The sequence below is a fragment of the Marinobacter alkaliphilus genome, assembly GCF_055394375.1.
The window spans coordinates 731,922-745,737 of sequence record NZ_AP043751.1; the positions used below are offsets into that span (position 1 = coordinate 731,922).

General features: G+C 57.7%; 14 protein-coding genes. 11 read left to right on the forward strand and 3 right to left on the reverse strand.

Translation table 11 applies throughout. The features are described from left to right. Positions 1 to 10: 10 nt before the first annotated feature. The 8 genes from ACZ5Q2_RS03365 (at position 11) to ACZ5Q2_RS03400 (ending at position 5,963) form a co-directional block, all read left to right on the forward strand. A complete protein-coding gene (locus ACZ5Q2_RS03365) occupies positions 11 to 361 on the forward strand; it encodes an ExbD/TolR family protein (RefSeq protein WP_227510089.1) in 351 nt (116 codons plus the stop codon). Then, positions 358 to 768 (forward strand): ExbD/TolR family protein, encoded by a 411-nt coding sequence (locus tag ACZ5Q2_RS03370; RefSeq protein WP_061331251.1) that lies wholly within the window; start codon positions 358 to 360, stop codon positions 766 to 768. Before ACZ5Q2_RS03365 ends, ACZ5Q2_RS03370 begins: the two co-directional genes overlap by 4 nt. Further along, positions 765 to 1,475, forward strand: a complete 711-nt coding sequence (locus ACZ5Q2_RS03375; RefSeq protein ID WP_061331252.1) for an energy transducer TonB — start codon at positions 765 to 767, stop codon at positions 1,473 to 1,475. Before ACZ5Q2_RS03370 ends, ACZ5Q2_RS03375 begins: the two co-directional genes overlap by 4 nt. A 296-nt stretch (positions 1,476 to 1,771) precedes the next feature. Further along, positions 1,772 to 2,608 carry a formate/nitrite transporter family protein gene (locus tag ACZ5Q2_RS03380; RefSeq protein ID WP_061331253.1) on the forward strand — a complete coding sequence of 279 codons (837 nt, stop codon included), beginning with the start codon at positions 1,772 to 1,774 and terminating at the stop codon, positions 2,606 to 2,608. After that, positions 2,605 to 4,335, forward strand: coding sequence for a bifunctional protein-serine/threonine kinase/phosphatase (locus ACZ5Q2_RS03385; RefSeq protein ID WP_061331254.1), 1,731 nt, complete (start codon positions 2,605 to 2,607; stop codon positions 4,333 to 4,335). The genes ACZ5Q2_RS03380 and ACZ5Q2_RS03385 overlap by 4 nt, the downstream gene beginning before the upstream one ends. A gap of 204 nt (positions 4,336 to 4,539) precedes the next feature. Further along, complete coding sequence (locus ACZ5Q2_RS03390) at positions 4,540 to 5,058, forward strand: Hcp family type VI secretion system effector (protein ID WP_058092827.1); 519 nt, start codon at positions 4,540 to 4,542, stop codon at positions 5,056 to 5,058. A gap of 83 nt (positions 5,059 to 5,141) precedes the next feature. Then, positions 5,142 to 5,489: a hypothetical protein gene (locus tag ACZ5Q2_RS03395; RefSeq protein WP_061331255.1), complete on the forward strand. Its 348-nt coding sequence runs from the start codon at positions 5,142 to 5,144 to the stop codon at positions 5,487 to 5,489. 15 nt (positions 5,490 to 5,504) lie between these two features. Further along, a complete protein-coding gene (locus tag ACZ5Q2_RS03400; RefSeq protein ID WP_061331256.1) occupies positions 5,505 to 5,963 on the forward strand; it encodes a hypothetical protein in 459 nt (152 codons plus the stop codon). 818 nt (positions 5,964 to 6,781) lie between these two features. Here the strand turns inward: ACZ5Q2_RS03400 and brnA are convergent. Both brnA and ACZ5Q2_RS03410 read right to left on the reverse strand, forming a co-directional pair. Then, positions 6,782 to 7,051, reverse strand: coding sequence for a type II toxin-antitoxin system BrnA family antitoxin (gene brnA / locus ACZ5Q2_RS03405; protein WP_061331257.1), 270 nt, complete (start codon positions 7,049 to 7,051; stop codon positions 6,782 to 6,784). After that, entirely contained in the window at positions 7,041 to 7,304 is a 264-nt protein-coding gene (locus ACZ5Q2_RS03410) for a BrnT family toxin (protein ID WP_061331258.1), read from the reverse strand. Before ACZ5Q2_RS03410 ends, brnA begins: the two co-directional genes overlap by 11 nt. Before the next feature lie 175 nt (positions 7,305 to 7,479). Between ACZ5Q2_RS03410 and ACZ5Q2_RS03415 the strand changes: the two genes are divergently transcribed. Then, positions 7,480 to 8,178: a hypothetical protein gene (locus tag ACZ5Q2_RS03415; RefSeq protein WP_431474467.1), complete on the forward strand. Its 699-nt coding sequence runs from the start codon at positions 7,480 to 7,482 to the stop codon at positions 8,176 to 8,178. 7 nt (positions 8,179 to 8,185) lie between these two features. Here ACZ5Q2_RS03415 and ACZ5Q2_RS03420 read toward each other — a convergent pair whose 3' ends face one another. Next, a complete protein-coding gene (locus tag ACZ5Q2_RS03420; RefSeq protein WP_061331260.1) occupies positions 8,186 to 10,861 on the reverse strand; it encodes a nitrate reductase in 2,676 nt (891 codons plus the stop codon). 486 nt (positions 10,862 to 11,347) lie between these two features. Between ACZ5Q2_RS03420 and ACZ5Q2_RS03425 the strand changes: the two genes are divergently transcribed. Together ACZ5Q2_RS03425 and ACZ5Q2_RS03430 are read left to right on the forward strand one after the other, a co-directional pair. Further along, complete coding sequence (locus ACZ5Q2_RS03425; protein WP_374786484.1) at positions 11,348 to 12,712, forward strand: CmpA/NrtA family ABC transporter substrate-binding protein; 1,365 nt, start codon at positions 11,348 to 11,350, stop codon at positions 12,710 to 12,712. 11 nt (positions 12,713 to 12,723) lie between these two features. Next, a complete protein-coding gene (locus tag ACZ5Q2_RS03430; protein ID WP_432210448.1) occupies positions 12,724 to 13,716 on the forward strand; it encodes an ABC transporter permease in 993 nt (330 codons plus the stop codon). The last annotated feature ends 100 nt before the right edge of the window (positions 13,717 to 13,816 follow it).

Sequence of the window (13,816 nt, forward strand, 5' to 3'; positions counted from 1 at the left end):
ACCGATCCGGATGACACCACTGATTGACGTGGTGTTTATCCTGCTGGTGTTTTTCATGCTCACCACCCGGCTGTTACCTGTGGATTACCTGGAACTAAGCAACGACACCAGCCAGCGCAGCACCACCGCAGGCGACCCCCACCCGGAACTCCGGGTAGAGGCAGATGGCCGCATCCTTTGGCGGGACACCCGCTACAGCCTGCAGGAGCTGATGCCGGCCCTGACCGCCGCCGGCGTTTCCGAAGCGAACCTCGAGACGGCTCCAGAGGCCAGCCTGGCCAGCTTTACCCACACGCTGAGCGCGCTGGATAACGCCGGCATCACCCCCCACTGGAAACGTAGCGGCACACCCGAGTCATGACCGAACTGGTTCCACCCCCCGCCACCTCCGGAAAAGGACTGCTCGAACGTGTTGAAGATGCGTTGTTGCCGCTGATCAATCTGGTGTTCCTGTTGTTGATGTTCTTTGTTGTTGCTGGCCAGCTCACTGAAGACCCATTGCCGGAACTGCCGGGAAGCTCCCAGCTGGAAGAAGAACGTGCTCCAGAGGCAGATCTGATGGTCAAGGCCGATGGCAGCTGGACAGTGGGTGGAGAAACGGTCAGCCGGGACCGACTGCTGGCAAGTTTACCCGAACCTGAAGATCACGCGTCTTTGCGCATTGCCGCAGACCAAAGCCTCACCATGGCGGACCTGGAAGACCTGTTGGGTGTTCTTGAAACCGGCGGTTACACCGACGTGCTACTGCTGACGGAGCCCGGGGCATGACAGCCGCAGGCCGGGGCCCGAAAACTCTGATTCTGACCGCCGCCATTGTGGCGACGGTAGCCACACTGGCGCTGATGGCACCAGACAAACCCATGGAACTTCCGGTGCTGGGCGACAGCGCTGTCAACACCGCTCCGGCCATCCGGATCAGCCTTGCGGGCCGACAATCGCCAGAGCCGGAACAGGAACCTGTGACCGAACCTGAACCCACCCCGGAACCAGAGCCGATACCGGAACCTGAACCAGAGCCCGAACCAGAGCCCGAACCGGCTCCGAAGCCAGAGCCCGTTCCTGAGCCAGTCAGCGAGCCCAGCACACCAGCGCCCACGGATTCAGCGGCTGTAGAAGAAGCGGGGGAGGAAGCAGATGCCGAAAACAGCCAGGATGCGATACCCCTCCAGAACGCAGGAAATTCCAGCGAGGTCGACAGCTACCTGAGCAAGCTCAGCCGCCACCTCGCCCGTTATTACGAATACCCCCGGCGGGCCCGCCGCCTCGGGCAGGAAGGTACCCCGGTGATCGTCTTCGAATTTGCCCGTGACGGCACGCTGGTCAGCCATTCGCTGCGGGACAGCTCCGGGCATCAACTGCTTGATGACTCAGCCATGCAGATGCTGGCCCAGGCAGCGCCCCTACCCAAGGTTCCGGACTCCATGCGCGGCCAGACGTTTACCTACGCGCTGCCCGTTCGCTTCAGCTTGCGCTGAACCCGCACCACAGAAGCGCAGATCGCACTGAGCCGGTGCAGGCCAGCAAACACCGCCCCGGGCACACAGCCCGCTGCCCTTTTATTACTTACTGAATTAAAAGCCTTTTCCCCGAAAAACCCAGAGCTGGCACGGTGCCTGCTGAGTCCTGGTCAGCAGATCGAATTTGTCTGCCCAAACAGCAATCTTTCAGACGACGGCGTCTGCTCATGCCTGCCATTCACGGCAGCCCATGGGCGTCGTCGTTTTTTTTCGCCCACGGAAAAGCGGGCAAAGAAGGAACCAGGGGATAACCTATGTCTTACATCATGCCTTCGGAATTTGTCACCAAAATGGTGGACACCGGTGAATCAAAAATCTACATGGCTACCCGGGATGTACTGATCCGAGCGTTCATGGCTGGCGCCATTCTGTCCCTGGCAGCGGTATTCGCGGTCACCGTTGCCGTTCAGACAGGCAGCCCACTGATCGGCGCCATGCTGTTCCCGGTTGGCTTCTGCATGCTTTACCTGATGGGCTTTGACCTGCTCACCGGGGTGTTCATGCTCACCCCCCTGGCCCTGCTGGACAAACGCCCGGGGGTAGATACCCGCGGCATTCTTCGCAACTGGGGCTGGGTATTCCTTGGCAACTTTGCCGGCGCTTTAACCGTCGCTGTCATCATGGCCTTTGTCTTCACCTACGGCTTTAATACCGAACCCGGCGTGGTCGGCGACCGCATTGCCGCGATCGGCAAGGAGCGCACTCTGGGTTACGCGGAACACGGCGTGGCCGGCTGGTTTACCATTTTTCTGCGGGGCGTACTCTGCAACTGGATGGTATCTATGGGCGTGGTCGGAGCGATGATCTCAACCACGGTACAGGGCAAGGTGCTGGCCATGTGGATGCCGATCATGCTGTTCTTCTACATGGGCTTTGAGCATTCCATCGTCAACATGTTCCTGTTCCCCTTTGCCCTGCTGATGGGCGGCGAGTTCGGCATCATGGACTACTTCGTCTGGAACGAAATTCCCACCGTACTGGGCAACCTGGTCGGAGGCCTGTCGTTCACCGGCCTGACCCTCTATGCCACTCATGTGCGCACGGCGCCCAAGCGCACCCTGCCGGAACGCTTTAACTCCAATGCGGTATGACCTCACAGCTCGCGGTCTCCACCGGCCAGCACACTGACCCGGGGCCCAAGCCGGTCAACCAGGATTTTCATGGACTGATGATCCCGGGCGACCATCAGCTGGGCACCAAGGGTATCGCGGTGGCAATTGCCGATGGCATCAGCTCCAGCAACGTCAGCCAGATTGCCAGCGAATCTGCCGTCGCCGGTTTTCTGAACGACTATTACGCCACACCAGACAGCTGGTCCGTAAAGCAGTCGGCCCAACGGGTGCTTCGGGCCACCAACGCCTGGCTGCACGCCCAAACTCGACAAAGCCGCTACCGCTATGATCAGGACAGGGGCTACGTCTGCACTCTCAGTGTACTGGTGCTGAAATCGGCGACGGCCCATGTGTTCCATATTGGCGATGCCCGCATCTATCGGCTGCAGGGTAACTCGCTGGAACAGCTAACCACCGATCACCGGGTATGGTTGTCGCAGGAAGACAGCTGCCTGAACCGGGCCATGGGGCTGAGCCAGCAAGTCGACATCGACTACCTGGCGGTGCCGGTATGGCTCGGTGATACATTTTTGCTGGCGACTGACGGCGTCTATGAACATCTGTCCGAGCGTGACATGGCCGGCATTATCCAGGCGGCCGGTGAAGATCTGGACTCCGCCGCCCGAACGCTGGTCGAGCGAGCCCTTGCCGCTGGCAGCAACGATAACCTGAGCGTGCAGCTTGTTCGTGTAGATTCCGTTGCCGCCGGAAAGAGCAGCGCCGAATTCGCCCGGGATGTTCAGCAGTTGCCGTTCGCCCGGGAACTGGCATCGGGGCAGGTACTGGATGGCTACCGTATTGTGCGGCCGATTCACGCCAGCAGCCGCAGCCAGGTCTACCTGGCCATCGATGAAGCCAGCCATCAGCATGTCGCCCTGAAAGTCCCAGCCATGGAACTGCGCGAAAACCCGGCGGGGCTGGAGCAATTTGCCACCGAGCAATGGGTAGCCCAGCGCATCGACAGCCCTCACGTAGTGAAAGCGTTTGCGCCGGAACGCCCTCGCAGCTGCCTGTACCTGGCCACCGAGTACGTTCAGGGAATCAGCCTGCGGCAATGGCTTCTGGACCACCCGGCGCCGGCACTGGAAACCGTGCGTCAATTGGTGGAGCAGATTGCCCGCGGGCTGCGGGCGTTTCACCGGTTGGAAATGGTACACCAGGACCTGAAACCGGAGAATATCCTGATCAACGGCGAGGGCACCGTGGTGCTCATCGACTTCGGCGCCACCCGCATCGCTGGCCTGCAGGAACTCCATGACCACGATGAGCCCACCTGGCCCCGTGGCGCCGCGCTTTACAGCGCTCCGGAAGCCTTTCTCGGCGAAACCACCGGCTGGCAGACGGACCAGTTTTCACTGGGAGTGATCGCCTATCAGATGCTGACCGGCCAGCTACCCTACGGCACCCGCGTGCCGGGTATTCGCAATCACCGCCAGTTACGCCAGCTCAGCTACCATCCTGCTCGCTTGCACCGGGAGGACCTTCCCGGCTGGATTGACCATGCCCTGGCCCGGGCGTTGCACCCGGAATCCCACAAACGCTACCCGGCGCTGTCGGAATTTCTGTTCGACCTGCGCCAACCGAATCCGCAGTGGCAGCAGCATCACCAGAAACCCTTGATGGAGCGCCACCCGGTGGCCTTCTGGCAGGGAATGTCTGCGCTGTTGTTACTCGCCTTACTTGCGTCCTTCGCCTGGCGCCCCTGATCGGGCAACTTTTTGCCCGGCCAGCAAAAGCTCGCCCAGAGGCCAAGCAAGGGTTTGCTCACCACCAACTTCGGCTTCGCCGAATATTACATAACTATATGTATTTTATATATTTTTTAGAGTTGGCACAGCGCTTGTAACCAGTAAGCGCGTCCAGGGAACAGCCCGGGGACAAACATTCACTTAAACGTCATGGAGCAGACTATGCCAACTCCTTGTTATATCAGCATCGAAGGTAAAACTCAGGGTAACATCACCGCTGGCGCATTCACTTCCGACTCCGTAGGTAACATCTACGTTGAAGGTCACGAAGACGAAGTGCTGGTTCAGGAATTCAGCCACGTTGTCACCGTCCCTACTGACCCGCAGTCTGGTCAGCCTTCCGGCCAGCGTGTTCACAAGCCGTTCAAGTTCACTTCTGCCCTGAACAAAGCCACCCCGCTGATGTACAACGCCCTGGCTTCCGGCGAAATGCTGCCGAAGGTAGAGCTCAAGTGGTACCGCACTTCCGTAGAAGGCAAACAGGAGCACTTCTTCTCCACCATCCTGGAAGATGCCACCATCATCGACATCAACTGCAACATGCCCCACTGCCAGGACGCCGCCAACGCTGACTTCACCCAGCTGGTGACCGTTTCCCTGTCCTACCGCAAGGTAACCTGGGAGCATGCCGTTGCCGGTACTTCCGGTGCAGACGACTGGCGTACGCCGATCGAGGCGTAAGTTAGCTTCGCCCATGCGTCATATTGCCCCGGCCATCGTAAGATGGTCGGGGCATTTGCTTTGGACTTCAAGGAATGAAGATTATGAGCGACACTATTACTCAGAATGATGTCGATATCATTCAGGCAATCATCAGCGCATTTTACGGACAGGCTAACGCCCGACTTTTTACATCATCTTCGATTACGGATGAGACAATCATAAGGGTGGTTGAATTACTGGCGGAAATGGAAGACTGCAGCACATGGATTGATGCCGTTCCAAACCCTCAGGATCTCCTTTGGCCCGCAAACAAGCTTAGAAAATGGGCTTTACGTGTCATTAGAAAGTCGGGGGAGCCCTTTCTACTGGGCAACGTACGCATTAACATGATGTGCAAGCGCTTTCGCGCTGTTCAATTCAAACCTGCTATTCTCGACTCTTTGAACTAAACAGGGATCCGTTTGATGAAAAGAACTATCGCTATAGGGTTTGTGTTAGTCAGCATGCTCTCTGGTTGTGCTGCTACGGGCCAGACACCCATTCAGTTTCGCACCTCCAACGACCTGACTTTCGAACTCAGTAACAGTCAGTTTGATACAGTCGATGTGCAACCATTTGAAACTCAGATTTGGCTCGATTCGGCAATGATTGGTTCGTTGATGACCATGGAAACCAACCCAAATTTTGACACAGCGGTCGACGAAGTCAGGCAAGGATTTGATGAAGCGAAAAAATCCTCCGGCAAGATCGTTCAGCTGGACTTGGGTGATAGCGCCTACGGCTTCTCAGTCACCGTCAATGGATACACCACTGCATTTATCGCCACCTCAAAACATCCAACTTCATGGATTACCATAAGTATTAAGGAAGACGTGTTCGACGATGTTCTATCTTCCATGTCTGTCAGCAAGGCACACAAATGATCCACGCCGGTTATATTTGTTCAGGAAAAGAGGGGTTCTACCCCATTTTAGAACCTCTATCTAAACGCCATTGAGATTAGCCTTCTACCATGCCACGGATGGGCCTAGCTTTAGCATTTGTACTTCTTCTCTCCGGCTGTGCATCGCACTCTTCATTGGTGATTCAACCATACAGCGAATTAACCATAGAAGTACCAGATACGATGTTCTCCTCTGTAAAGGTGAGAGATGGCGAGCTCGTGTTTCTACGAAACGACCGAATCGTAGGTTTTGTCCAATCAGAGGACATCCCAAGTTCAGTAAGCTCAGGTTCAGCAATCGACACTTCACTGACGCTCTTTGAGAGCGCAAGTCAGGGTTCAAACAAACCAGCTTGGATAGAGCAGATTCCCGAAGCTCGGGTATTTGGAGTAGTTCAGGGAGAATTTAGAACCGTATTTATCGTACCGAACAGCCAAGCTCAATCACTTATTACATTTCAGGGGCCAGCTGCAAGCTCAACGTCATTGCGTATAAATGGCGTAAGAATTTCGGAGTAGTGCAGCCGGCTTGTAACTTTGCATAGAAAAAACTTGTAATCGAAATTCTATTTTTTTATCTGTCAGAAAACCACGCAAATGATCTATGCTGTCTATGTTTGTTTAGGCGATGAAACAACTGCCTATGGCGCAGAGATACCCGATATCCCTTGAAACCATGAATGTACTGAAGGCGCTGCAATAGCGCCTGCTCGATATTGTCTTCCGAAATAAAACTAGCCATCGGCCTGCCGACTCCATGGACCGGGTGGTGGACTTCCCCGGAGTTACACCGCTCCGTTAGTGAGTACCGCCTGCATTGTCCTGATTAAGCGGCTTGTTGGCCGCCTCCGCCTGCAAACGTTCAACCAGCCAGACCTTGATGATGGATTGACGGGTAACGCCAATACGCGCAGCCTCACGGTCCAGAGACTCCACGACCCAGGCCGGAAAATCAACATTGATTCGCTTTTGTTCCTGATTCACCCGCCTTGCAGAAGACAGATCAAGATCTCCAACAACATCTTTCTGGCTCTCATCAAACTTCTTGTCAAAATCTTTAGCTTTCATAAAGCTCAACCTCTTTCTTGCGGGAACGCCTGACCGAAATCAGACGAATACGTCCTTCCCGGTGGGTCGCAACGGCCGACCAGTGCTTGTCCCCAATCTTTCCAATCAGCAGATATCGAGGCTCATCCACGCACTTTGCCTTTACTTCCAGCAAATACGGGTCTTCCCACAACTGCTGGGCAGCCAAGAAATCAATGCCGTGTTTGTCCAGATTGGCCTGGCTTTTGGTTCCGTCAAATTCAAACACATCCATGAGTACAAACTATTCCTTTTTTACTCGCCCGGCAAGAGAATACTACCACGGTACAAAACGTCAAAGAGACTCTGAACAACTTTGCCAACACGGGCCATAGCAATTTGTGAATCCCATGGTTACGCTTGCACGACCATTACCACTCTGTGCTTTTCAATCCAGATATCCAACGCGTATGCCAGTACCAACATCAACCACCCGAGCCATCGGCACTCTCATGTGCCAAGCCACCCGCCACATCCTGTGGGCGCCCGCCGAAGCCTGGGTGCGGGAGCAAAACCGGGGTGTAGCGCTGGCATTGCGGGTAGGGTCCGGCCAGGCCACCTATCACCGTTACGATCCAACCCAGAAGCAGCATCTGATCACCTATGGCGCGCGGATGATTGCCGCCAAGCATCAGCCGGAAACCGCCCAGGGCTGGTTATCGACTCGGGAAATCCGGAGTCGGGGTTATTTTGGGGGTGAGGTGAGTGTATTGAACCTGCTGGCCCACACCTGCTGCCATGAGTTTGCCCATTTGCTGCAATACAGTGCAGGCCAGCGGCACTATGGTTCGGTGCATAACCGGCATTTCTATGAAGCGCTGGACGGGTTGTATAGCAGTGGTGCGTCGGTCGCCACCCGGCAGTACCTTGAGGAGACTGCCGTAGAAGCGGGAGTGACGTTGCCCAGCACACCGTTTGTATTCCCCAGTCCAGTCCGGGAGCTCCGGCAGTGGCAGGTCGGCGATGCGGTCTGTTTTGGCGAAGGCCGGCACGAGAAACGGGGCCAGGTTGTCCGGGTGAACCGAAAAACCTGCACGGTTGCGGTTACTTTGAATGCCCGCGGTTTGCGGTACCGGGTACCGGTTTCCCTCCTACGCCGCCCGGACTGATCCGGTTTCAGGCAGGCTCCCGATCCGCCGATTTCGCCAGCAAGCCACGAATCTCAGGTATACAAGAACCACAATTGCTGCCGCACTGCAGCCGCTGACCCAATGCTTCAACGCTGGCGGCCCCATCTTCGATTGCCTGGTTGATCTGGCGCTCGCCTACCTGGAAACAGCTGCAGACCAGCGGCCCGGTCGGTTCTGCATCGATCGAACCTGCAGCCAACAAGGATCGGCGCTGCTCCGGTGTCAGGTTCTCGGAGCCAAAACAGTCATCCAACCAGCCGAGGTCCGGCATGGTTTGCACACAGGACTCTACCAGCAATACGCCATCCAACCGGTTGCCGGTGAGCCAGGCCGCACGAAAGCGACGCCGGGCACTATCTTGCATAACCAGCTCCGGTTCCCTGGCGAAAATCTGCTGGGCCCATTCACGCCAGTCCATTGACCGGCGACCGGCCAGCCACCAGGACCGGCTATGAGGCAGTGCCTGGTGGCTCCAGTAGTCCAGCGACGTGGCGTCCAATGCGGTGCCCCCGGCCGCGGGCAGCATCAGCCGGGCTTGCCATCGAGTGATTAGTGGCCGAAGGGAGGCTACGCCAAATTTGGCTTCCGGTTGCCCTGAAATCGGGTCGACGACGGGGGCGATCAGGTCGGAGGCCAGGGCTGAGGATGCAAACTGCCGATTCCAGTGAATGGGAACGAATACCTCTCCGGGTCTCTGTGCCGGGCTGGCCCGGACCCGGCCGGTGAACCCCTTTCGGGCATGCCCTGTCAGCGTGGCCAGTGCACCTTCAATCAAACCAAAGGTGGCGATGTCCTTCGGGTGAACCTCGATAAAGGGCTCACTGCGATGGGCAAACAGTCTGGGCGCCAGTGCCGTGCGCGTCATGGTGTGCCACTGGTCCCGAATACGACCGGTATTCACGATCAGGGGATGCCGGGCATCGGGCTGCTGTCCGGGCGGCAGGTTCGAAACCGGTACCAGGCGGGCGCGACCATCGGGCGTGGGAAAGCGACCATCGGAGAACAGCCGGCGGGTCTGCAGCCAGGCACCGGGATTGCCCCCGGTAAGCGGCCACTGCACGGGTTGAAGCCGGTCATATTCCGTGGAACTCAGCTTGGCCAGGGCGGAAATATCAAACACTCTCTCACCGCCGTTACCGTAACCGGACAGTGCCGCGTGTTCTCTGAAAATCTCCGCAGGCTCCTGGTAGTCAAAGGCGTGACCATAACCGAGCGCCTGGGCGATATCCCGGATGATTCGCCAATCCGGCCGGACACCCTCTGGCACTGGCAAAAATCGACGCTGGCGTGAAATGCACCGTTCCGAGTTGGTCACGGTACCGTCCTTCTCGCCCCAACCGGCAGCAGGCAACAGGATATCGGCAAACGCCGTGGTATCGGTCTGGGCCACGCAGTCTGAGACTATAAGGGTCTCGCATCGCGCCAGGGCCTCCCTGACCCGGGCGTTGTCGGGCAGGCTGACCGCAGGATTGGTGCCCATCACCCAGAGCACCCGGATGTCGCCCCGATGAACGGCTTCAAACAGATCCACCGCCTTATAGCCCGGTCCCGCTGCCAATTTTTCACTGTGCCAGAAGTCGGCAACCCGTTGCACCGCGCCGGGCGTGTCGTAATCCATATGGGCCGCCAGGGTGTTGGCCAGACCGCCCACTTCCCGCCCACCCATGGCATTGGGTTGACCGGTGAGTGAAAACGGACTGGCACCGGGCCGGCCAACGCGCCCTGTGGCCAGGTGGCAGTTGATAATAGCGTTGGCTTTGTCGGTGCCAGCCACCGACTGATTGATGCCCTGGGAAAAGGCGGTGACTGTCCGATCGGTCTCGGCAAACCACCGATAGAAGCGTTCCACATCCGCAGCCCGAAGGTCACATCCGCGGGCGACCGCCAGTATCGAAGGCGCACAGGCGCGGGCCACACTCAGAGTCTCCTCGAATCCATTGCAATGCTGTTCCAGGTACTGTGTGGCCAGGGCTCCGTGGTCATGCAGCCAAACCAGCAAGCCATTGAACAGCAGGGTGTCGGTTCCCGGCCGCAGTTGCAGGTGCAGGTCAGCCATCTCTGTGGTTGCGGTTTGCCTTGGGTCAATGGCTACCACTTTGCGCCCGGGCCGGTGGGACGCTTTTATCCGCTGATAAAGTACCGGATGCGTCCAGGCGGCATTACTGCCCGCCAGCACCAGCAAGTCCGCCAGCTCGAGGTCCTCATAACAGCCGGGCACGCAGTCCTCACCAAACGCCCTCTTGTGGGCTGCCACGGCAGACGACATGCACAACCGGGAATTGGTATCCACGTGCGGGGTGCCAATAAAGCCCTTGGCCAGCTTGTTGGCAATGTAATAGTCCTCTGTGAGCAGCTGGCCAGACAGGTAAAAAGCCACAGACTCCGGGCCATGGTCTCTGACCGAAACACGAATGGCCTCAGCTACCCGGTCAATGGCTTCCGACCACTCAACGGTATGCCCTGCCACACGGGGGGCCAGCAAACGGTCGTGTCCGGTCACGGTCTCATGTAACGCAGAGCCTTTGACACAAAGGCGACCATTATTGGCCGGGTGGCCAAGATCGCCCTGAACGGCGTCAGGTTTCGCCAGAACACCACAGCCCACACCGCAATAAGGGCAGGTGGTGGCGGTACTTCCGGGAGTGGTTCGGCGGTTTTTCATGATCAATCCTCTGCTTTACCCATAAAAAAGCCCGCCATCCGGGGTCTGTTTCCAGAGCCGGGGCGGGCTTCTTTGCCAAAATTGTCTGTTTTATGGAAAGCAATAACGGGGCCAGCGATTGCCAAAACAGCACTTGCCCGGCCGGCCTTGTGGCAACGCCCGGGCTACGGCCTTGTTCAGCAGATCCATCGGCTCCGGCAGGCCGGGATACACTTCTGCCTTGAGGTTTCACATTGGTGCGAAATCGCTCAGGTTGCACCAAAAACAGACCGGGCTCGATTGGCGTTTTCCTCGCTCAACACGGAAGGGAATATCAAGCCTTTGAAAACTATGAATATTAAAAAATGGCACGGCTTATGCTGAGGTAACAGCGAACCATCAAGACATCACATCTCTCGTTCTAAGGCATTGGCGCCTGCTCTCCGGAAACGGAGGGTGGGCGTTTTTTTTGTGCGCCAGAAAAGAGAGACACAGAGAGGTAACAGCATGAACACACGCCGTCATCAACTCAGAGGCTTGCTCACAGGCGCACTGATTGGGCTGAGCACGCTAGCCCAGGCGAGCATCGGGCCGGCCGAGAAACCAGACCTGAAACTGGGCTTCATCAAACTCACCGATATGGCGCCACTGGCGGTTGCCTGGGAACAGGGCTACTTCCTGGACGAAGGCCTGTTCGTGGAACTGGAAGCCCAGGCCAACTGGAAAGTGCTGCTGGACCGGGTGATCACCGGCGAGCTGGACGGTGCCCACATGCTGGCCGGCCAGCCTTTGGGCGCGTCCATTGGCTATGGCACTCAGGCCAACATCATTACCGCCTTCAGCATGGACCTCAACGGCAACGCGATTACCGTGTCCAACGCGGTATGGGAAACCATGAAGCCCCACCTGGACATGGATGGCGACAAACCCGCCCACCCGATCTCCGCGAGCGCACTGAAACCGGCGGTGGAGCAATCCCTGAGCAAAGGCGAGCGGTTCCGGATGGGCATGGTGTTCCCGGTGTCCACCCACAACTACGAACTCCGCTACTGGCTGGCCGCCGGCGGCCTGAATCCCGGCTTCTACGCCCCACAACGGGGTGATACCAGTGGCACCTTGCAGGCCGATGTTCATCTGTCCGTTACCCCGCCGCCGCAAATGCCGGCCACCATGGAAGCTGGCACCATTCAGGGCTACTGCGTGGGCGAACCCTGGAATCAGCAGGCGGTGTTCAAGGGCATCGGGGTGCCGGTCATCACCGATTATGAGATCTGGCCAAACAACCCTGAAAAAGTCTTTGGCGTGACCGAGACTTGGGCAGAGAAGCATCCCAATACCCACCTGCGGTTGTTGCGGGCACTGATCCGCGCGGCTTACTGGCTGGATGAAAACGACAACGCAAACCGCCAGGAAGCGGTAGAACTCCTTTCCCGCTCCAGCTACGTGGGCGCAGACAAAGACGTGATCGCCAACTCTATGACCGGCACGTTCGAATACGAGAAAGGGGATGTGCGGGAGGTTCCGGACTTCAACGTGTTCTTCCGCTATCACGCCACTTACCCCTATCCCTCTGATGCAATCTGGTATCTGACCCAGATGCGCCGGTGGGGCCAGATTCCGGACGCCAAGCCAGATGACTGGTACATGCAGACCGCAGCCAGGGTATACCGGGGTGATCTGTATGCTCAGGCCGCGCAGTCACTGATCGATGATGGTGTGATGAACGCCAGTGACTTCCCTGACTTTGACGCTGAAAACTTTGAACGCCCCTTCCAGGGCGAGCTGATTGACGGCGTGCCTTTCACACCCCGTGAACCGAACGCTTACATAGACCGCTTTGATATTGGGCTGAAAGGCACCGAGACACCGTAAGGGGGCACAACATGAGCACATTAAGCATAAGGATTGGCCAGTCGATGGCCGCCAGGAGCCGCAACCTGCTCGCCCGGCTGAGCCCAAATGAATTGTTGGCGGCTGGCAAAGAGGCTTTGCTGCCCTTGATCGGAATTCTGGTGTTTCTGGGATTCTGGCATCTGGCAGCACCCCAGGTACAGACGTCTCTGGGCGCCTTTCCGGGGCCAGCTCAGGTCTGGGAGCAGGCGGGGCAACTCTGGCAAGAACACGCCAACCAGCGGGAACGCGCCAGCCAGTTCATCGCCATGCAGGAGCAGCGTAATGCCAGGATTCTGGCCGACAACCCGGAGGCGGAGGTGCGAATCCGCTCTTATCCTGGCGCACCCACCTTTATCGATCAGATCGGTACCAGCCTGGTCACGGTGTTGTCAGGATTTGCCCTGGCCACGCTGATTGCGGTGCCCCTGGGAATTGTGTTCGGTCTTAACCGGTATTTTCAGGCGGCGGTCAATCCGCTGATCCAGATCTTCAAGCCGGTGTCGCCCCTGGCCTGGCTGCCACTGGTCACCATGGTGGTGTCAGCCACGTACGTCAGCGATGACCCGATGTTCCAGAAGTCGTTTCTGACTTCGATGATCACGGTCACCCTTTGCAGCCTGTGGCCCACGCTGATCAATACCAGCGTTGGCGTGGCGGCGGTGAATCCGGACCTGCTGAACGTGTCGAAGGTGCTGAAGCTGTCGTTCTGGACCCACGTTCGCAAGGTGGTGCTGCCGTCGTCGGTACCGATGATTTTTACCGGGTTGCGGGTGTCTCTGGGTATTGCCTGGATGGTGCTGATTGCGGCGGAGATGCTGGCGCAAAGTCCCGGGCTTGGGAAGTTTGTGTGGGATGAGTTTCAGAATGGCAGCAGTCAGTCTTTGAGCCGGATCATGGTGGCGGTGCTGGCCATCGGGTTTATCGGGTTTTTGCTGGATCGGGTGATGCTGTTGATTCAGAAGAAGGTGGCCTGGAACGAGTGATCAAACTTGGGAGCATGCCGCACCGGGTGGGTTACGCCTCCCGAAACACGCGGCGAGTACATCCATGTACGCTCCGCAAAAACATCCATGTTTTTGAGGG